This is a genomic window from Burkholderia sp. AcTa6-5 (assembly GCF_017815075.1).
GTDB lineage: Bacteria > Pseudomonadota > Gammaproteobacteria > Burkholderiales > Burkholderiaceae > Burkholderia > Burkholderia sola.
This window is the reverse complement of the sequence record NZ_JAGIQE010000029.1, coordinates 43,375-62,954: the sequence shown is the minus strand read 5'-3', so window position 1 is coordinate 62,954 and position 19,580 is coordinate 43,375. Positions and strand designations below refer to the sequence as shown.

General features: G+C 67.2%; 21 protein-coding genes. 13 read left to right on the top strand and 8 right to left on the bottom strand.

Annotated features, from left to right (window positions below):
• Window position 1: 1 nt before the first annotated feature.
• The 3 genes from arr (at window position 2) to J8I33_RS29205 (ending at window position 1,667) form a co-directional block, all read left to right on the top strand.
• On the top strand, window positions 2–397 hold the full coding sequence (gene arr / locus J8I33_RS29215) for an NAD(+)--rifampin ADP-ribosyltransferase (RefSeq protein WP_050012240.1): 396 nt from the start codon (window positions 2–4) through the stop codon (window positions 395–397).
• Between the two features lie 157 nt (window positions 398–554).
• The gene (locus J8I33_RS29210) at window positions 555–1,247 is read left to right on the top strand and encodes a lytic transglycosylase domain-containing protein (RefSeq protein WP_124595460.1); all 693 of its coding nucleotides are present in this window, start codon (window positions 555–557) and stop codon (window positions 1,245–1,247) included.
• 129 nt (window positions 1,248–1,376) lie between these two features.
• Window positions 1,377–1,667, top strand: coding sequence for a lysozyme inhibitor LprI family protein (locus J8I33_RS29205; RefSeq protein WP_050012238.1), 291 nt, complete (start codon window positions 1,377–1,379; stop codon window positions 1,665–1,667).
• 181 nt (window positions 1,668–1,848) lie between these two features.
• Here the strand turns inward: J8I33_RS29205 and J8I33_RS29200 are convergent, their stop codons facing one another.
• From J8I33_RS29200 to J8I33_RS29175, 6 genes are read right to left on the bottom strand one after another with little or no spacing between them, the layout of a single operon-like run.
• Window positions 1,849–2,289 carry a dihydroneopterin aldolase gene (locus J8I33_RS29200; protein ID WP_034186032.1) on the bottom strand — a complete coding sequence of 147 codons (441 nt, stop codon included), beginning with the start codon at window positions 2,287–2,289 and terminating at the stop codon, window positions 1,849–1,851.
• The gene (locus J8I33_RS29195; protein ID WP_050012237.1) at window positions 2,286–2,918 is read right to left on the bottom strand and encodes a sarcosine oxidase subunit gamma; all 633 of its coding nucleotides are present in this window, start codon (window positions 2,916–2,918) and stop codon (window positions 2,286–2,288) included. Before J8I33_RS29195 ends, J8I33_RS29200 begins: the two co-directional genes overlap by 4 nt.
• Window positions 2,908–5,919 (bottom strand): sarcosine oxidase subunit alpha family protein, encoded by a 3,012-nt coding sequence (locus J8I33_RS29190; RefSeq protein ID WP_209939591.1) that lies wholly within the window; start codon window positions 5,917–5,919, stop codon window positions 2,908–2,910. Before J8I33_RS29190 ends, J8I33_RS29195 begins: the two co-directional genes overlap by 11 nt.
• A complete protein-coding gene (locus J8I33_RS29185) occupies window positions 5,916–6,215 on the bottom strand; it encodes a sarcosine oxidase subunit delta (RefSeq protein ID WP_124654753.1) in 300 nt (99 codons plus the stop codon). Before J8I33_RS29185 ends, J8I33_RS29190 begins: the two co-directional genes overlap by 4 nt.
• 21 nt (window positions 6,216–6,236) lie before the next feature.
• On the bottom strand, window positions 6,237–7,481 hold the full coding sequence (locus tag J8I33_RS29180; protein ID WP_006480591.1) for a sarcosine oxidase subunit beta family protein: 1,245 nt from the start codon (window positions 7,479–7,481) through the stop codon (window positions 6,237–6,239).
• Between the two features lie 14 nt (window positions 7,482–7,495).
• Window positions 7,496–8,881 carry an L-serine ammonia-lyase gene (locus J8I33_RS29175; RefSeq protein ID WP_209939602.1) on the bottom strand — a complete coding sequence of 462 codons (1,386 nt, stop codon included), beginning with the start codon at window positions 8,879–8,881 and terminating at the stop codon, window positions 7,496–7,498.
• A gap of 286 nt (window positions 8,882–9,167) precedes the next feature.
• On the opposite strand from J8I33_RS29175, the gene J8I33_RS29170 reads away from it, so the two are divergent.
• The 8 genes from J8I33_RS29170 (at window position 9,168) to denD (ending at window position 17,343) form a co-directional block, all read left to right on the top strand.
• A complete protein-coding gene (locus tag J8I33_RS29170; RefSeq protein ID WP_050012446.1) occupies window positions 9,168–10,241 on the top strand; it encodes a GlxA family transcriptional regulator in 1,074 nt (357 codons plus the stop codon).
• 189 nt (window positions 10,242–10,430) lie between these two features.
• The gene (locus tag J8I33_RS29165) at window positions 10,431–11,135 is read left to right on the top strand and encodes an FCD domain-containing protein (protein WP_006480587.1); all 705 of its coding nucleotides are present in this window, start codon (window positions 10,431–10,433) and stop codon (window positions 11,133–11,135) included.
• Window positions 11,136–11,193: 58 nt separating this feature from the next.
• Window positions 11,194–12,084, top strand: coding sequence for an L-threonate dehydrogenase (ltnD, locus tag J8I33_RS29160; RefSeq protein ID WP_006489132.1), 891 nt, complete (start codon window positions 11,194–11,196; stop codon window positions 12,082–12,084).
• A 19-nt stretch (window positions 12,085–12,103) separates the two neighbouring features.
• A complete protein-coding gene (otnK, locus tag J8I33_RS29155; RefSeq protein WP_209939590.1) occupies window positions 12,104–13,402 on the top strand; it encodes a 3-oxo-tetronate kinase in 1,299 nt (432 codons plus the stop codon).
• Window positions 13,399–14,037 (top strand): aldolase, encoded by a 639-nt coding sequence (locus tag J8I33_RS29150; RefSeq protein ID WP_050012232.1) that lies wholly within the window; start codon window positions 13,399–13,401, stop codon window positions 14,035–14,037. Before otnK ends, J8I33_RS29150 begins: the two co-directional genes overlap by 4 nt.
• Window positions 14,038–14,165: 128 nt before the next feature.
• Window positions 14,166–15,491 (top strand): MFS transporter, encoded by a 1,326-nt coding sequence (locus J8I33_RS29145; RefSeq protein ID WP_050012231.1) that lies wholly within the window; start codon window positions 14,166–14,168, stop codon window positions 15,489–15,491.
• A 75-nt stretch (window positions 15,492–15,566) separates the two neighbouring features.
• Window positions 15,567–16,343, top strand: coding sequence for a 2-oxo-tetronate isomerase (gene otnI, locus J8I33_RS29140; RefSeq protein WP_050012230.1), 777 nt, complete (start codon window positions 15,567–15,569; stop codon window positions 16,341–16,343).
• Between the two features lie 28 nt (window positions 16,344–16,371).
• Window positions 16,372–17,343, top strand: a complete 972-nt coding sequence (denD, locus tag J8I33_RS29135) for a D-erythronate dehydrogenase (RefSeq protein ID WP_209927879.1) — start codon at window positions 16,372–16,374, stop codon at window positions 17,341–17,343.
• A gap of 216 nt (window positions 17,344–17,559) precedes the next feature.
• On the opposite strand, the gene J8I33_RS29130 is transcribed toward denD, so the two are convergent.
• Window positions 17,560–17,835: a DUF4148 domain-containing protein gene (locus tag J8I33_RS29130; RefSeq protein ID WP_209939589.1), complete on the bottom strand. Its 276-nt coding sequence runs from the start codon at window positions 17,833–17,835 to the stop codon at window positions 17,560–17,562.
• A gap of 71 nt (window positions 17,836–17,906) precedes the next feature.
• On the bottom strand, window positions 17,907–18,251 hold the full coding sequence (locus J8I33_RS29125; protein ID WP_124654749.1) for a DUF4148 domain-containing protein: 345 nt from the start codon (window positions 18,249–18,251) through the stop codon (window positions 17,907–17,909).
• A gap of 210 nt (window positions 18,252–18,461) precedes the next feature.
• On the opposite strand from J8I33_RS29125, the gene J8I33_RS29120 reads away from it, so the two are divergent.
• Entirely contained in the window at window positions 18,462–19,151 is a 690-nt protein-coding gene (locus tag J8I33_RS29120; protein WP_209939588.1) for an aspartyl/asparaginyl beta-hydroxylase domain-containing protein, read from the top strand.
• Between the two features lie 109 nt (window positions 19,152–19,260).
• On the top strand, window positions 19,261–19,530 hold the full coding sequence (locus J8I33_RS29115; protein WP_175973102.1) for a MoaD/ThiS family protein: 270 nt from the start codon (window positions 19,261–19,263) through the stop codon (window positions 19,528–19,530).
• Window positions 19,531–19,580 lie beyond the last annotated feature (50 nt).

Here is a 19,580-nt window from a genome sequence, read left to right as displayed (position 1 = left end):
CATGGCTGCCCTGGACACCGGCCCGTTTTTTCATGGCACGAAAGCGGATCTGCGGACCGGCGACTTGCTGACGGCAGGCTTCAGATCGAATTATCGGGATGACGTCGTGATGAATCACATTTATTTCACGGCCCTGCCCAAAGGCGCCGGCCTGGCTGCGGACATGGCCAAAGGCGATGGCCGGCCGCGGGTCTACATCGTCGAACCCACCGGCGAATTCGAAAACGACCCGAACGTCACGGACAAGAAATTCCCGGGCAATCCGACGCGATCGTATCGAAGCACATCGCCTTTGAAGATCGTTGGCGAACTCGATAGCTGGGAACCGTACGATCCGGCGTTCATCCAGCAGCTCAGAATCCGCATCGAAACCGGCATCGGCGAGATCATCAACTAGCGCGCGTCCGGACTCCGATGCGTGTCCGCGCAACGATCGGCACGTCGATGATCGCGAACGTGACAAGCCTACACGTCGCTTTCATTCGAGCCGGCGCTCGACCACGCGCCGCGATTGGTCGATATACTATGCGCCTCCCATTTCCCCGCACTCGACCATGCGACGACGGTTCTTCTGGCTGATCGTGCTTTCGCTCGGCATTGCGCAACAGGCCGCGGCGCAGCAGGCGCCCGCTTTGCCTGCTTCCGCGCCCGACGCACTGGCATCGGCGCCGGCTGCCGCGTCCGCGCCGCTCGCGAGCACCAACGATCAGCCTAACGAAGCAAACCGCCGCATCACGTCCTACCTGACGAAGAAATTCGGCGTCGCAAGAGAAAAGGCCGCGAAGCTCGCCGATATCGTGAGCGTCACTGCGACGAAATATTCGCTGCCGCCGGCACTCGTTTACGCGATTATTTCGATCGAATCGCGCTTCCAGGAAAAGGCGCGCGGCCAGCATGGCGCGACCGGATTGATGCAGGTCGTGCCGTCCGCGCACCGCGGCATGCTGCGCGACGTGAAGGACCTGACCGAGCCGAATGCGAACGTCGAGGTCGGCTCGCGCATTCTGTCGGGCTATGTGAAAGCGGCCGGCGGCAACGTGCAGGCCGGGTTGAGGAGCTACAGCGGCGGATCCAGCGCGTATGCGGCGAAAGTGATGCAGCGGGTCGATTCGTTCCGGTTCGTGCTCGAACCCGATGATGATGCGAAAAGTGCGAATACCGCGAACGATGCGAACAACGCGAAGGCGCACATGGTGCCGGTCAGCGATCCGTCAGCGGCGCCGGCCGCGAACCGCAACGCGAAGTAAGCAATGGGCCCCCCCGTTCGCACGGCCCCGGCCCGACGCCGCGCGGTCCGGCTGTTCGCCATTGTCGCGCTGTCGGCCGGCCCTGTATCGGCTTTCGCTGTCGTCGACTGCGAACAGGCAGGGCCGACGATGGAAGCCGTGCGGCGCTGCGTGCTCGATCAGCAGCAGCAGCAAGTGGACAGCGCGTACCGGTCGCTCGCTCGCAAGCTGCGCCAACGCAACCCCGACGCTGCCGCCCGACTCGCGAAATCGCAGACGAGTTGGGCCGCCTTTGCCGGCGATACTTGTGACTACGTGAAGACCGCCAATCCGCAGCAGACGATTCCGAGTGACGCCTGGCTCAACTGTTGGGTGGATTTCAGTCAGGCACGCGTGCGCATCCTGAAGAAGTGGGAAGCGCAACTGACGCAGCCGAACTGACCGCCGGCCGTGCCATATCGCCAATTGTTCCGATATTTCAGGAACAAAAACGCCAAAGGCCAGCGGTAGCCCATTCTTCTCATATTTCAGGAACTGTAAACGAGTACGGCGGCGCATTCGCGCCGCCGCCCCATGGCGTCACCGGATCACCTCCCTCGTGCCTTGATCCGGCCCCCTCTGATCAAAGCTGCCCCGCCGCCCCCGTCCACCGCAGGTAATCCCCGCGCGTCCAGTCCAGCGACACACCCACGCGCTTCGTCCCCGGCCGGATCTTCGGCTTGTACACCGACAGCGTCAGCGACTCCAGCGCCGGCCATTCGCGAAACGACAGCACCGCGATATCCGCAACGAGCGTCTCCAGCAACCGCGTATGCGGCTTGTGCGACAGAAACGACGCGACGCGCGCGCAGTAGCCGTCGTAATCGATCCACTCGCCCTGCTCGCTCGGCTCGCAGCGATACCCGAGCCGCGCATCGATCACGATCGGCTGCGGCGCCTCGTGTTCGTGCGCATGGATGCCGATCCGCGCGGGCACCTTCAGTTCGTCGACGAACACGCTCCAGCCGCGCCCGCGCAGGCGCGGCGCGTCGATCGCCACGAACGGTTCGTCGAACGGCTTCATGATGCGAGCGGCGCCGCGGCGTCGAGCATGATGCGCACGAAATAGTCGGCGAAGCTGCGGCGCAGGACGATCTCGAACGTGTCGTCGCCGGTCGGGATCAGCGTGATCGGCGACTTGAAGTAGTGCGACTGCGCGCACTGGCCCGGCTTGAACACGCGCGGATGCAGATCGAGCGGACAGCCGCGCGCGATCACGTCGCGCACGCGTTCGCCGGTGATCTCGACGACCGTGTAGCCGCTGCCGACGTCGACGGCCGCCGCGTACAAGCCCTGCACGGCCTCGGCCAGCTTCGCCTCGAGCACGCCGGCCTGCACCGGCCCGTTCGACCGCACGAGCCATTCGTCGGGGCCGAGCCACAGCACGTCGTACTCGGCGCCGCGCGCCACCGTGTTCGGCTCCGCGGGCGGCCGGCAGCCGACCACGCGCTCGAACGCGGCGACGAATGCCGGATCGCCCAACTCGCCGCGCACGTTGACGAGATCGAGGAACGGCCGCTCGCGCAGCGTGAACTTCTTCGAAGCGCGCGCCTGGTGCGGCTTCAGCACGTCGGCCGCGCCGACGAACGGCGATTCAAGCGTCACGCCGCCCGCGCCCGCCACCTGCGTCTGGTTTCTCGTTTCATTCCACATGCTGACGCACCCCTTCGGTATCGTAGAAAACCGGGCTCGAGATCTTCGCGGTGATGCGCTTGCCGTTGGCCAGCGGAATCACGACGCTCTCGCCCATCTTGTTCAGGCCGCCCTTCACCACCGCGAGCGCGATCGAGCGCTTCAGGATCGGGCTGTAGTAGCTCGACGTCACGTGGCCGATCATCGGCGTCGGATCGGTGGCCGACACCTGCGTGTCCTTCGCGATGATCTGCGCGCCTTCCGGCAGCACGAACTGTTCGTCTTCGGTCAGCAGGCCGACGAACTGCTTGCGGCCTTCCTTCGCGGTATCCGAACGCGACAGCGAGCGCTTGCCGAGGAAGTCCTTCGACTTCGCGACGACCCCGCCCATCCCGAGGTCGAACGGCGTGATCGAGCCGTCGGTGTCCTGCCCGACGATGATGTAGCCCTTCTCCGCGCGCAGCACGTGCATCGTTTCCGTGCCGTACGGCGTGATGTCGAACTCGGCGCCGGCCGCCATCAGCGCTTCCCACACCGCGCGGCCCGCATTCGCCGGCACGTTCACTTCGTAGGCCAACTCGCCCGAGAAGCTGATCCGCATCACGCGCGCCTTCGCGCCGGCGACGGTGCCGTTGCGATAGCTCATGAACGGGAACGCTTCATTGCCGAAGTCGATGTCCTGGCACACCTTCTGCACGACCTTGCGGCTCTTCGGGCCGACCACCGCGAACGTCGCCCAGTGATCGGTGACGGACGCGAGCCGCACCTTCATGTCGGGCCATTCGGTCTGCAGCCAGCGCTCGAGCCACGTCAGCACGCGCGCCGCGCCGCCGGTGGTGGTCGTCATCATGAAATGCTGGTCGGCGAGGCGCACGGTCACGCCGTCGTCGAACACCATCCCGTTTTCGTCGAGCATCAGCCCGTAGCGGCACTTGCCCACTTCGAGCTTGTTCCACGGGTTCGTGTACATCCAGTTCAGCAGCTTCACCGCGTCCGGGCCCTGGATGTCGATCTTGCCGAGCGTCGACGCGTCGAGGATGCCGACGCTGTTGCGCACCGCGAGACATTCGCGCTTCACGGCCGCATGGAGATCCTCGCCGTTCTTCGGGAAATACCACGGCCGCTTCCAGTTGCCGACGTCCTCGAACATCGCGCCGTGCTCGACGTGCCATTCGTGCACGGCCGTCTTGCGGATCGGGTCGAGGAAATCGCCCGTCTCGCGGCCCGCGAACGTACCGAACGACACGGGCGTGTAGTTCGGGCGGAACGTCGTCGTACCCGTTTCCGGAATCGTCTTGCCGAGCGCGCCCGCGAGAATCGCCATCCCGTTGATGTTGCCGAGCTTGCCCTGGTCGGTGCCGAAGCCCATCGCCGTGTAGCGCTTCACGTGCTCGACCGACTCGAAGCCTTCGCGCGCGGCGAGCAGGATGTCGGCGGCTGCGACGTCGTTCTGGAAGTCGACGAACTGCTTCGGCCCACGTGCGGCGGCCTCGCGGCTGCCGACGAGCCACAACGGCTGCAGCGCACCTTCGACGGTTTCCGCGACCTGCGGCGCGACGGGGCGCTGCGCGGCCGTGAAGCCCGCGGCCTTCGCCGCTTCGGCACCCGCGTCGACCGCGAGCCGCAGCGCACGGGCGAGACCGAACTCGCCCGCGGCCGCACCGATACTGGCCTCGGCCTGCACGGGCTTGCCCGGCAGGAAGCACGCCTTCTCGTCGTTCCAGCACGCCTTGCCGCCCGACTGCGCGAACAGGTGCAGCACCGGGCTGAAGCCGCCCGACATCGCGACGAGGTCGCACGGCAGCGACTGCATCTTGCCGCCGGTCTGGCCGTTCGAGTAGGACGCGACGTCGACCGACGATACGCGCCACTTGCCCGAAGCGGCCGTGACGACCGCACCGCTCATCACCGTCACGCCCTGCCGCTTGGCCGCCGCCGGCAATGCGCCGTTCGACGATGCGCGCGAATCGACGACCGTCACCTTCGCGCCGCACGCCTTCAGGTCGAGCGCGGTCTGGTATGCACGGTCGTTGTTCGTGAACACGACCACGTTGCGGCCCGGCAGCACGCCGAAGCGATGCACGTAGGTCGACACCGCGCCCGCCAGCATCACGCCCGGCAGGTCGTTGTTGCCGAACACGATCGGCCGCTCGTGCGCGCCGGTCGCGAGGATCACGCGCTTCGCACGGACCTTCCACAGCAGTTCGCGCGTGCCCTTGCGCATCGACACCGGCAGGTGATCGGTCAGGCGCTGCGTGACCGTCACGAGGTTGTGGTCCTGATAGCCGAACGCGGTGCTGCGCGACAGGATCGTCACGTCGGGCAGCTTGCGCAGCTCGGCCTCGATCTTCTCGACCCATTGCAGCGCGGGCTTCGCGTCGATCTCCGCACGGCACGACAGCAGGCTGCCGCCGAGTTCGCGCTGGTCGTCGACGAGGATCACGCGTGCGCCGGCCGTGGCGGCCGCATGCGCGGCGGCGAGGCCCGACGGGCCACCGCCGACCACGAGCACGTCGCAGTGCGCGTAGCACTTGTCGTAGCGATCGGCGTCGAGCACCTCGGGCGCCTTGCCGAGGCCGGCCGCTTCGCGGATCTTCTCTTCGTACTTCGGCCACATGTTGCGCGGCCACATGAAGGTCTTGTAGTAGAACCCGGCCGGCATGAAGCGCGAGAACTTCTGGTTGATCGCGTACTTGTCGTTCTCGAGCGTCGGCTCCGCGTTCACGCTCGTCGCGACGAGCCCCTGGTACAGCTCGATCTCGGTCGCGCGCGCGTTAGGCACGGTGTACGGGCCGGTTTCGAGCTGCACGACGGCATTCGGTTCCGCGACGTCCGCCGTCACGATTCCGCGCGGACGGTGGTACTTGAAGCTGCGCGCGACGAAGTGCACGCCGTTCGCGAGCAGCGCGGACGCGAGCGTGTCGCCCTGGAAGCCCTGATACGTGCGGCCGTTGAACGTGAACGTCAACGGAATCGCGCGATTGATGCGGCCACCGGTGCCGAGGCGGTCTTTCTGGCTCATTTGCTGGTGCCCTCTTCGTGTGCGTTGCCGGCAGCGGCGCTACCGAACTTTTCGTAGCCCTTGATATCGTAGGTCACCGTGTCGCGCGTGACCTTGAACCAGCGGCGGCAGCCCTGCGTATGCAGCCATTGCTCCTTGTGCAGCCCGCGCTTGTTCTCGCGCATGAACACGTATTCGCCCCATTCGCGGTCGGTCATGGTCTCGTTCGCCACCGGGCGCACGATGTCGGCTTCACCGCCGCACGTAAACTCGGATTCGGCGCGCGGCCCGCACCACGGACATTCGATCAGCAACATGTTTCTTTCTCCTCAGTGCGGTTAGTGCGCGACGGCGGCAGCGCCGTGCTCGTCGATCAGGTGGCCCGTGTAGAAGCGGTCGAGCGCGAACGGCGCGTTCAGCGGATGCGGTTCGTCGCGGGCGATCGTGTGAGCGAACACCCAGCCCGAGCCCGGCGTCGCCTTGAAGCCGCCGGTACCCCAGCCGCAGTTGAAATACAGGCCCTTCACGTCGGTCTTGGTGATGATCGGGCACGCGTCCGGCGACACGTCGACGATGCCGCCCCACTGGCGGTTCATCCGCACGCGCGAGAACACCGGGAACATCTCGACGATCGCCTGCAGCGTACTTTCGATGATGTGGAAGCTGCCGCGCTGGCCGAAGCCCGTGTACTGGTCGATACCGGCGCCGATCACGAGGTCGCCCTTGTCGGACTGGCTGATGTATGCGTGCACCGCGTTCGACATGATCACCGAGTTGACGACCGGCTTGATCGGCTCGGACACCAGCGCCTGCAGCGGATGGCTTTCGATCGGCAGACGCACGCCGGCCATGTCGGCGAGCGTCGTCGTGTTGCCGGCCGCGACCACCGCGACCTTCTTCGCCTTGATGAACCCCTTCACCGTATCGACGCCGACCACCGCGCCGCCTTCGCGGCGAATGCCCGTCACCTGGCAGTTCTGGATGATGTCGACGCCGGCGCGATCCGCGCCGCGCGCGAAGCCCCAGGCCACCGCGTCGTGGCGTGCGACGCCCGCACGGCGCTGGATCGATGCGCCGAGCACCGGGTAGCGGCTGTTCAGGTTGATCGTCGGCTCGATTTCCTTGATCTGCGCGGGCGTCAGGAATTCGGCGTCGACGCCGTTCAGCCGGTTCGCGTTCACGCGGCGCTCGGTGTCGCGCACGTCCTGCAGCGTGTGCGCGAGGTTCATCACGCCGCGCTGGCTGAACATCACGTTGTAGTTGAGATCCTGCGACAGCCCTTCCCACAGCTTCATCGCCTTCTCGTACAGCGCGGCCGATTCGTCCCACAGATAGTTCGAGCGCACGATCGTCGTGTTGCGCGCGGTGTTGCCGCCGCCGATCCAGCCCTTCTCGAGGATCGCGACGTTCGTGATCCCGTGCTCCTTCGCGAGGTAGTACGCGGTCGCGAGGCCGTGGCCGCCGCCGCCGACGATCACGACGTCGTATTCCTTCTTCGGCTCCGGGCTCTTCCACTGCTTTTCCCAGTTCTCGTGATACGAGAGGCCGTTGCGGAACAGGCTGAATATCGAGTAGCGGCTCATGTTTGGATCCTTCGTTAGCATTCGATGACGTTCACGGCGAGGCCGCCGCGCGACGTTTCCTTGTATTTCGTCTTCATGTCGGCGCCGGTTTCGCGCATCGTCTTGATCACGGAATCGAGCGATACGTAGTGCTGGCCGTTGCCCTTGAGCGCCATGCGCGACGCGTTCAGCGCCTTGATCGCGCCCATCGCGTTGCGCTCGATGCACGGGATCTGCACGAGCCCGCCGACGGGGTCACAGGTCATCCCGAGGTTGTGCTCCATGCCGATCTCGGCCGCGTTCTCGACCTGGTCGGGCGTGCCGCCCATCACCGCGGCGAGCGCGGCGGCGGCCATCGAGCACGCGACGCCCACTTCGCCCTGGCAGCCGACTTCCGCGCCGGAGATCGACGCGGTTTCCTTGTAGATGATCCCGATCGCCGCGGCCGTCAGCAGGAATTCGACGATGCCGGCTTCGTTCGAGCCCGGCACGAACTTCACGTAGTAGTGCAGCACCGCGGGAATCACGCCGGCCGCGCCGTTGGTCGGCGCGGTGACGACGCGGCCGCCGGCCGCGTTTTCCTCGTTCACGGCCATCGCGTACAAGTTGACCCAGTCGAGCATCGACAGCGGGTCGCGCAGCGACTCTTCGGAACGCGAACGCAGGCGGCCGTTCAATTCGGCCGCGCGGCGCTTCACGCGCATCGGTCCCGGCAGGTCGCCCTCGACCTTGCAGCCGCGCTCGACGCAGGCGGCCATCGTGCGCCAGATCGCGAGCAGCCCGGCGCGCACTTCGTCGGCGGAGCGCAGCGCGCTTTCGTTGCGCAGCATCAGTTCGGCGATCGACAGCCCGTGCTCGCGGCACTGGCGCATCAGGTCGTCGCCGGTGCGGAACGGATACGGCACCTCGACCGCCGCGCGCACGCCGTTCACGCGATCGCCGTCGCGGTTCACGACGAAGCCGCCGCCGACCGAGTAATACTCTTTCTCGACCAGCAGCTGGCCGTGCTCGTCGAATGCCTGGAAGCGCATCCCGTTCGGATGCACGATGCTCGTGCCGCTCATCAGCTTGCGATAAAAGCCGATGTGTTCCTTCTCGTCGAAGCGCACCGTCTGCTTGCCGAGCAGCGACAGCGACTTCTCCGCGCGGATCGCGGCCAGCCGCGGCTCGATCAGGTCCGGATCGATCGTGTCGGGCAGGTGGCCCTCGAGGCCGAGCAGCACGGCCTTGTCGGTGCCGTGGCCCTTGCCGGTCGCGCCGAGCGAGCCGTACAGCTCGACCCGCACGCGGCGCACGAAGCCGAGCAGGTTCGCGTCCTCGACGTGCGACGCGAAGCGGCACGCGGCGATCATCGGGCCGACCGTATGCGAACTGGACGGGCCGATGCCGATCTTGAACAGGTCGAACGCGCTGACGTTCATCTGGCTTCCTTTGGGTTGCATGCGTGAAATGTCGTTGGGCACCAGTACATCAAAGCGTAAAATCGGCCGATAGAACAAAAACGGCATCGGCGTGGGATACCGCCGCCAAGCGCCGTGCCGGCCGGCCCGAAAGTGCGTTTTGGCGATGGTTCGCGACGAAAAACCACAAGTCCGGCCGCGGCCGATCGGCGACGCTGGCTGCATCCGCGCCGCCTCCGGCAGCCGCAACCCGCAAACAGTGTGAAACGAGTGAGACCGCCTGCCCGGCGTGACGAGATTGGCCGCGATGACCCCCGACGTACCCGCTTCCCCCCTCGCAGAACCCGCGCCGCGGCGCATCCGCTTCGGCATCGTGCTGCTGCCGAACTTCACGCTGACGGCCTTCTCCGGCTTCGTCGACATGCTGCGGCTGTCGGCCGACGACGGCGACTACAGCAAGCCCGTGCGCTGCGCGTGGAGCGTCATCGGCGAGACGCTCGCGCCGGTGCGCGCGAGCTGCGGGATCCAGATCACGCCGTGGGAGACGTTCGATGCGGCCGAGCCGTTCGACTATGTGGTGGTGGTCGGCGGGCTGCTGCATTCGGGGCCGCAGGCCGGCCCTGAAACGCTCGAGTTCATCCGCCGCGCGGCGGCGGGCGGCGCGACGGTCGTCGGCATCTGCACCGGCGTGTTCACGCTGATGCGCGCCGGCGTGCTCGACGGCTACCGCACCTGCGTGAGCTGGTTCCATTACTGGGATTTCATCGAGCGCTTTCCGTCCGCCGATCCCGACCTGCTGATCGCAGACCGGCTGTTCGTGATCGACCGGCGCCGGATCACGTGCTCGGGCGGCCGCGCGTCGATCGACGTCGCCGCAGCGATCCTGCTGCGCCATTTCGATCACGCGACCGTGCAGAAGGCGCTGCGCATCCTGCTCGTCGGCGAGATGCAGAAAGGCAATGCGCCGCAACCGCATCCGCCGGGGCTCGAGCCGGCGACGCACCCGAAGGTCAAGCGCGCGATTCTTCTGATGGAACAGCACGTCGGGCGTGCGCTGCCGCTCGAGGAACTCGCGTGCAAGCTCGACCTGTCGACGCGGCAGCTCGAACGGCTGTTCAAGGCCGAGACCGGCAGGAGCCCGCAGGCCTTCGCGAAGCAGGTGCGGCTGCGCACGGCCGCGTGGCTGCTGACGAGTTCCGATCGCACGGTCGCCGATATCGCGTCGAGCTGCGGATTCGCCGATGCGTCGCACCTGGGCCGCGAATTCCGCAAGCAGTTCGGCGTGCCGCCGGCGACCTATCGCGAGCGCGGCGGCGACGTGGCCGAAGTGGCCGCGATGCCCGACGCGTCGGCCGACCCCGTCGAGGACATCGCCGAGTGACGGGGCCGGGCAGCCAGCCCCTTCCCTGATCGATTGCAGAACGACGCACGTTCGCGTCGGCTTCCGTTTTTTTGGAACCGGTTCCAATCAATTTAGCCGACGTTACCTCTCTTGAACGAGGGTTATCCCGGATGCTGATGCTCGCTCAAATTTGTATGATGACCACATCACCTTACAAACCTGAGCATCATGTTCGAGAAAATTCCCGCCCGTGCGATGAGCGACCACGTCGCGCAGCAACTGCTCAAGCAGATCGAAGTGGGCAGCTTCTCGGCCACCGGCAAGCTGCCGACTGAAGCCGTGCTCGCGCAGGAATTCGGCGTGAGCCGCACCGTGATCCGCGAGGCGATCTCGCGGCTGAAGAACGAAGGCGTGGTCGAGCCGCGCCAGGGCAGCGGCGTATTCGTGAACCAGCACGGCGCGATCCGGCCGTTGCGGATCGACTACGCGGAAGCCGTCGAGGCGAGCTCGCTGCCGCATCTGCTCGCGGTGCGCCGCGCGATCGAGGCGGAAGTCGCGGCCGAGGCCGCGCTGCACCACACCGCCGACGACATGGCCGACATCGACGACGCGCTGCGCAAGATCGACGCAGCCGTTGCCGAAGGGCGCGACGGCGTCGCGGAAGACGTCGCATTCCACCGCACGATCGCGGCCGTCACCGGCAACCCGTATTTCCTGAAGACGCTGCAATTCCTGAACCAGTATCTCGAAGCCGGCGTGAAGGTCACGCGCAGCAACGAAGCGACACGCGAGGATTTCTCGCGTCAGGTGCGCGAAGAGCACGCGGCGATCGCCGACGCGATCCGCGCGCGCGACCCGATGGCCGCCCGCAACGCGGCGCGCACGCACATGTACAACGCCGCCCGCCGTCTCGCGGAAGCCGGCATCTGCTGAAGCCGGCGGCGCCCGCCGCCGTTGTCCAGAACCTCTTTCGAATCGATCAAGGTTGACCATGTCACGAAATGTTGGAGTCATCGGCCTCGGCGCGATGGGCCTCGGCGTCGCACGCTCGCTGCTGCGCGCCGGCCTGCGCGTCCACGCATGCGACGTGCGCGACACCGTGCTGCAGGCGTTCGCCGCCGAAGGCGGCATCGCGTGCGCGACGCCGGCCGAACTCGGCGCGCAGTGCGACGTCGTCGTCACGCTCGTCGTCAATGCCGCGCAAACGGAAACGGTGCTGTTCGGCGAACACGGTGCGGTCGCCGCGATGAAGCCGGGCGGCGTCGTGATCGCGAGCGCGACCGTCGCGCCCGAATTCGCGGTCGCGCTCGGCGCGCGCATCGAAGCGGCCGGCCTGCAGATGCTCGACGCGCCGGTATCCGGCGGCGCCGCGCGCGCGGCCTCCGGCGAGATGACGATGATGACGTCGGGCCCGGCCGCCGCCTATGCGGGCTGCGAGGACGTGCTCGCCGCGATCGCCGGCAAGGTGTACCGTCTCGGCGACGCGCACGGCATCGGCTCGAAAGTGAAGATCATCAACCAGTTGCTGGCCGGCGTGCATATCGCGGCCGCCGCCGAGGCGATGGCGCTCGGCCTGCGCGAAGGCGTCGACGCCGACGCGCTGTACGACGTGATCACGCACAGCGCGGGCAATTCGTGGATGTTCGAGAACCGCGTGCCGCACATCCTGAACGGCGACTACACGCCGCTGTCGGCCGTCGACATCTTCGTGAAGGATCTCGGCCTCGTGCTCGATACCGCGCGCCGCAGCAAATTCCCGCTGCCGCTCTCCGCCACCGCGCACCAGATGTTCATGAGCGCGTCGAGCGCCGGCCACGGCGGCGAGGACGATTCCGCCGTGATCAAGACTTTCCCCGGCATCACGCTGCCGCCCGCCCGCTGATTCGAACGACGTGCCTGCCATGACCGCTTCCGCTTCCCGTCCCCTGCTCGGCTGCATCGCCGACGATTTCACCGGCGCGACCGATCTCGCGAACATGCTCGTCAAGAGCGGCATGCGCACCGTGCAGACGATCGGCGTGCCCGCCGACGGCGCGACCGACACGATCGCCGACGCCGACGCGATCGTCGTCGCGCTGAAGTCGCGCACGATCCCCGCCGCCGACGCCGTCGCGCAATCGCTCGCCGCGTACGCATGGTTGCGCACGCAAGGATGCCGCCAGTTCTTCTTCAAGTACTGCTCGACGTTCGACTCGACCGACGCGGGCAACATCGGGCCGGTGGCCGACGCGCTGCTCGATGCGGCCGGCGGCGACTTCACGATCGCGTGCCCGGCGTTCCCCGAGAACGGCCGCACGATCTATCGCGGCCACCTGTTCGTCGGCGACGTGCTGCTGAACGAATCGGGGATGGAGCATCATCCGCTCACGCCGATGCAGGACGCGAACCTCGTACGCGTGCTGCAACGGCAGACGAAGTCGCCGGTCGGCCTGATCCGCTACGACACGATCGCGCTCGGCGCGGCCGCCGCGCGTGCGCGGATCGACCAGTTGCGCGCGGAAGGCGTGCGCTTCGCGATTGCCGACGCGCTGTCGGACCGCGACCTCTACGTCCTCGGCGAAGCATGCGCGGGCCTGCCGCTCGTCACCGGCGGCTCCGGCATCGCGCTCGGCCTGCCCGCGAATTTCCGCCGCGCGGAGCAATTGCCCGAGCGCGACAACGCGGCATCGCTGCCGCGCATCGACGGCCCGTCGGCCGTGCTCGCCGGCAGTGCATCGAAGGCCACCAACGCGCAGGTCGCCGCGTGGCGCGCGACGCGGCCGAGCTTCCGCATCGATCCGCTCGCGGCGTCGCGCGGCGAGTCCGTCGTCGAGCAAGCGCTCGCCTTTGCGCGCTCGCACCTGCCGCAGCCCGTGCTGATCTACGCAACGGCCACGCCCGACGAAGTGAAGGCCGTGCAGCAGGCGCTCGGCGTCGACGCGGCCGGCCGTCTCGTCGAAAGCACGCTCGCGGCGATCGCCCGCGGGCTGCGCGAGCTCGGCGTGCGCAAGTTCGTCGTCGCGGGCGGCGAGACGTCCGGCGCCGTCGTGCAGGCGCTCGACGTGAAGTCGCTGCAGATCGGCGCGCAGATCGATCCGGGCGTGCCGGCCACGGCCACCATCGACACGCAGCCGCTCGGCCTCGCGCTGAAATCCGGCAACTTCGGCACCACGGACTTTTTCGACAAGGCGCTGCGCGCGCTGGATGGAGTCGCACGATGAGCGACGAAGCAAAACTGCGCGAAGAGATCTGCGTGGTCGGCGCGAGCCTGTATGCGCGCGGCCATGCGGTCGGCAGCGCCGGCAACATCAGCGCGCGTCTGAACGACGGCTGGCTGATCACGCCGACCGACGCGTGCCTCGGCCGGCTCGACCCGAACGACATCGCGAAGGTCGGCGCCGACGGCCAGCCCGTATCGGGCGGCAAGCCGTCGAAGACGCTCGCGCTGCATCGCGGCATCTACGCACGCAACGCGGAGGCGCACGGCGTCGTCCACACGCATTCGACGCATCTCGTCGCGTTGACGCTCGCGGGCGTGTGGCGCGATACCGACGTGCTGCCGCCGATCACGCCGTACTACGTGATGAAGGTCGGCCACATTCCGCTGATCCGTTACCGCCGCCCCGGCGACCCGGCCGTCGCGGCCGAAGTCGCGGCGCTGGCCGACCGGGTGCGCGGCGTGCTGCTCGATCGCCTCGGCCCGGTGATGTGGGGGCCTTCGGTATCGCACGCGTCGTATGCACTCGAGGAACTCGAGGAAACCGCGCGGCTGTGGCTGATGACGAACCCGAAGCCCGAACCGCTGTCCGACGCCGCGCTCGACGAACTGCGCCAGAGCTTCGGCGCGCGCTGGTAACGCACCGCGACCCGATCATGCAGTAGTCCGTATCGATTTATCTACCCGCCGTGTGCGCGGGCCTTTCCGTCAGCACACACGACTGGCGGCGTACGCGCCGCCGGCACATAACATCATTGGAGACGACGATGACTGCTCTCGACGCGGCCGCAAGCCGCTCGCCCGCCGCGGCCGCCCAATCGGGCGAACTCGACCGCACCTACAAGAAAGTGTTCTGGCGCATCGTGCCGTTCCTGATGCTCTGCTACGTGGTCGCGTATCTCGACCGCGTGAACGTCGGCTTTGCCAAGCTGCAGATGTCGCAGGATCTCGCGTTCAGCGAAACCGTATTCGGCCTCGGCGCGGGGATTTTCTTTCTTGGCTACTTTCTGTTCGAACTGCCGAGCAACCTGCTGATGCACCGCCTCGGCGCGCGCATCTGGATCGCGCGGATCATGATCACGTGGGGGCTGCTGTCCGCGCTGTTCGCGTTCGTGCAGACGCCGACGCAGTTCTACGTGCTGCGGTTCCTGCTCGGGCTCGCGGAAGCCGGTTTCTATCCGGGCGTGATTCTGTACCTCACGTACTGGTTCCCGTCGCATCGCCGCGCGAAGATCATCGCGGTGTTCATGTCCGCGATTCCGGTGTCGGGCATCTTCGGCAACCCGCTGTCGGGCTGGATCATGGAGCGCTTCCACGGCGGCTCGGGCTTCCACGGCTGGCAATGGATGTTCATGATCGAGGCCGTGCCGGCCGTGCTCATCGGCATCGCGACGATCCTGTATCTCGACAACAGCATCCGCGGCGCGAAGTGGCTCGACGAGCGCGAGAAGCAGTTGCTCGAGGACGAAATCGCCGCGCAGCCGCAGGAACAGCAGCAGCACGGCCATTCGCTGAAGGCCGTGTTCTCGGACCCGCGCATGTGGTGGATGTCGCTGATCTACTTCGCATTCGTCACCGGCCAGTACGGGCTCACGTTCTGGATGCCGACGCTCGTCAAATCGACCGGCATCACCGATACGCTGCAGATCGGCCTGCTGTCGGCGATTCCGTTCGTCGTCGCGATCGTCGTGATGAACCTGTTCGGCCACAGTGCGGACAAGCGCCGCGAACGCCGCTGGCACCTGATCGTGCCGGCGCTGATGGGCGCGGTCGGGTTTGCGGTCGCCGCGTCGTACTCGCACAATACGGCAGTGTCGATCGTGTTCCTGTCGCTCGCGGCAGGCGGCGTGCTGACCTGCGCGCCGCTGTTCTGGTCGCTGCCGACCGCGTTCCTCGCGGGCTCCGCGGCTGCCGCCGGGATCGCGATCATCAACTCGGTCGGCAATCTCGCCGGTTTCGCGAGCCCGTACGTGATCGGCTACCTGAAGGACGCCACGCACAGCACTGCGTCCGGCATGTACGTGCTCGCGGCGATGCTCGTGATCGGCGCGATCGCCGTGTGGCTCACGCCGCCCAAGCTCGTGAACCGCTGATCCGCCGCCGGCCGATTCATCATTCGACGCGGGGCGCGCGGCGCCCCGCCCCATTCATTCACAGGACCCGCTGCCATGCCACGCTTCGCCGCCAACCTCTCGATGATGTACACCGAGCATGCGTTTCTCGACCGCTTCGGCGCTGCCGCCCGCGACGGCTTCAAGGCCGTCGAGTACCTGTTCCCGTACGACTTCGCCGCCGAGGACATCCGCGCGCGCCTCGACGCGCACGGCCTCGAACAGGCGCTGTTCAACGCGCCGCCGGGCGACTGGGCCGCGGGCGAACGCGGCATTGCATCGCTGCCGGGCCGCGAGGACGAATTTCGCCGCGGCATCGACCAGGCGCTCGACTATGCGCGCGTGATCGGCAACAAGAAGCTGCACGTAATGGCCGGCATGGTGCCGCCGGGCGCCGACCGCGCACGCCATCGCGATACGTATCTGACGAACCTGCGTCATGCGGCGCAGGCCGCCGCCGCGCACGGCGTCACGATCCTGATCGAGCCGATCAACCCGCGCGACATGCCCGGCTATTTCCTGAGCCGCCAGGACGACGCGCAGGCGATCCGCGCGGAAGTCGGCGCGCCGAACCTGAAGGTGCAGTTCGACTGCTACCACTGCCAGATCGTCGAAGGCGATCTCGCGATGAAGCTCAAGCGCGATTTCGCGGGCATCGGCCATATCCAGATCGCGGGCGTGCCCGAACGCCACGAGCCGGACGTCGGCGAACTCAACTACCCGTATCTGTTCGCGCTGATCGACGCGCTCGGCTACGACGGCTGGATCGGTTGCGAGTATCGGCCGAAGGCCGGCACGTCGGAAGGCCTCGGTTGGCTCGAGACATACCTGTAATTCCCGTATTTCCCAGAGGGTCAAGAACATGAAAGTACTGATCACCGGCGGCGCCGGCTTTCTCGGCCAGCGTCTCGCACGCAAGCTGCTCGAGCGCGGCGACCTCACCGGCCCCGACGGTCGCATCGAGAAGATCGACGAACTGGTGCTGCTCGACGTCGTCCAGGGCAGCGATTTCGGCGATGCGCGCGTGACGTCGATCGTCGGCGACATCGCCGATCGCGCGGTGCTCGAAAGCGCGATCGACACGCGGACGGGCGCAATCTTCCACCTCGCGGCGATCGTCAGCGGGCAGGCCGAAGCCGATTTCGATCTCGGCATGCGGATCAATCTCGATGCATCGCGCACGCTGCTCGAAGTGTGCCGCGCGCGCGGCCACCAGCCGCGCGTCGTGTTCACGAGCTCCGTCGCGGTGTACGGCGGCGCGCTGCCCGACGTCGTGCAGGACGACACCGCGCTGAATCCGCAATCGTCGTACGGCGCCGAGAAGGCGATCGCAGAACTGCTGCTGTGCGACTACGCGCGACGCGGCTTCGTCGACGGCCGCGTGCTGCGGCTGCCGACCATCAGCGTGCGGCCCGGCCGCCCGAACGCGGCCGCGTCGTCGTTCGCGAGCGGCATCATCCGCGAGCCGCTGAATGGCGAGGAAAGCGTGTGCCCGGTGCCCGGCTCGACGCGGCTGTGGCTGCTGTCGCCGCGCGGCGCGATCGAAGCGCTGGTCGCCGGGTGCGAGATCGACGGCGCGACGCTCGGCACCAAGCGCGTGATCAACCTGCCGGGGCTGTCGGTGTCGGTCGACGAGATGATCGCGGCGCTACGCGACGTCGCGGGCGACGAGGTCGTGAAGCTGATCCGCCATGTGCCCGACGAACGCGTCGAGAAGATCGTCGGGAGCTGGCCGGGCCGTTGGGATACGTCGCGCGCGGAAGCGCTCGGGCTGAAGGGCGACACGTCGTTCGCGGACGTGATCCGCAGTCATATCGCGGACGAACGGCACTGATTGACGCCGGGTCGGGCCGCATCGACGCGGCCTGACCGATTCCCCGACGCGCAACGACGCGCGTTGCATCCCCGCCCGCCTGCATGAAGGGCGCATCGGCGCCGCGTCGACACCGCACGCCCCTCTCCACGATTCGTCTCCGCACGACACGCTGCGCACGTGCCGCGTTCCGCCGCGACGCCGACGGTCTCGCGCAACACGGGTACATGCCGGCACCTAGTTGGCGACCTGCGCCGGCATGCCGGGTCCGGCCTCCCGCGTGGCCGACACCGCCAGCCGCGCGCGGTCCTGGTCCGCGAGCTTCGCTTCCGCGGCCTGGATATCGGCCGGATACGCGCCGTCCTCGCCCTTCGCCGGGTCGTACCCGGCCGCTTCGACGCGGATCAGTTCGTCGCGAACCTGCGCACGCGTCAGCGGCGCGGCCGATTGCGCGAATGCCGACTGACCGACGATCGCCCCGATCATCATCAGTAGTGCGATATATGTTTTCATCATGGACTCCTTCAATGTGACGTATCGATCAACCACGGGACAGGCGTGACCTGCGGATGCAGGCGGGTGGATCAGCTTCCGAAATAGATCGTGCAGAAACTCGCGGGGCCGACGCATGCGGCGGCGCTTCGACGCGGCGACATCGTCGCCGGCTTGCCCGCTTCGGACGACATGGCCGGATCGCCGCCGACCGCCGTGCTCGCCTGCCGCTGCGGCATCCGATCGGCCTGGTGCTGGAACAGCGGGCTCACGTCCGGATACGACGTATCGGTCACGAAGCGCAGCCCGTTGTTTTCCGCGTCGACGAGTTCCTGCCGGACCTGTTCGCGCGTGAGCGCCTGTGCCGACGCTTGCGTCGCGACACCTGCGAGAGAAATCGCCGCTACCGTGGCGGCCACCAGCCAGTGCGTGTTCATGCTCCACTCCTTCATCAGTCAACGAAACGATGTGCTACACCCGTATGACGACGGAGAGGCGCGGTTTATTCCCGGCTTTCCATTCGCGCCGACCCAACATTCATGAAACTGTCATTCATTCGTCAGCCGGCGTAACCTGACGTAACGCAGTGCCCGTCGTGCTTCGGGCAGACTGACCACCACTTCATCCGGACCGCCCCTCGATCGACCATGTCCGCCGCTTACGACCATGCAGCCGCCCTGCTGCGCAGGCTGTACGACCGCCATATCGACAGCGGCGCGGTGCTCGACGCGGCCGCGTTCCCGGATGCCGAGCGCTTCGTGCGCGCGTGGCCCGCGATCCGTGCGGAGGCGCTCGACGTCGCACGCGACATGCCGCGCATCCCGCGCTTTCACGAAATCATGCGCGAGCAGTACGACATCTCGGCCAACGACGCGCGCGACTGGCGCATGTTCATCATGCAGGCGTACGGTCAACCGTTTGCACGCAACCTGTCGCGCTGCCCGACCGTCGCGTCGCTCGTCGCGGCGTCGCCGGACGTGCTGTCCGCGTCGCTGTCGTTCCTCGCGCCCGGCAAACACATCCCGCCGCATCGCGGGCCGTTTCGCGGCATCTTGCGCGGGTATCTCGTGCTGTCGATGCCGACCCGCGCGGACGGCACGCCGGCCGCCGTGCTGAAGGTCGACGGGCACGAATACCGGCTCGACGAAGGCCGCTTCCTGCTGTGGGACGACACGTTCACGCACGAGGTGTGGAACGACAGCGACGCGGTGCGGATCGTGCTGCTGCTCGATATCCGCCGGCGCGGGATGCCGCGCTGGCTCATGTGGCTATCGAATGCGGTGATCGGCGTCGTGCGGCTCGGGATCCGGATCAGGGGACGGTCGATTCCGGTTTAGCGAGGACGCCACCCACGCCGCGCACGGCGGCTGCGTTCCGCCTTTCGGCGTCCGCCGGATCGCCTAAACTACAAGCCGTCCCTTCGTGCGGCTCCTGCCACCTACCGCCATGGCGCACCTCTTCTTCGCCGCGTCGATCCAGCGGCACGTCGAAACGCCCGAGCGCGACATCGACGCGCATACGGTCGGCGAAGCATTCGACACCATTTTCAGCGAACAGCCGCGGCTGCGCGGCTACATCGTCGACGACCAGGGCGCGCTGCGAAAGCACCTGTCGGTATTCATCGACGGCCAGCCGATCCGCGACCGCCAACATCTGTCCGATGCGCTCGAGGCCGCCAGCCGCGTGTATGTCGTGCAGGCGCTGACCGGCGGATAAAGGGACCGATGCACGGGCGCATTCCCCGATACCAAGCACCGTCGCGCCAA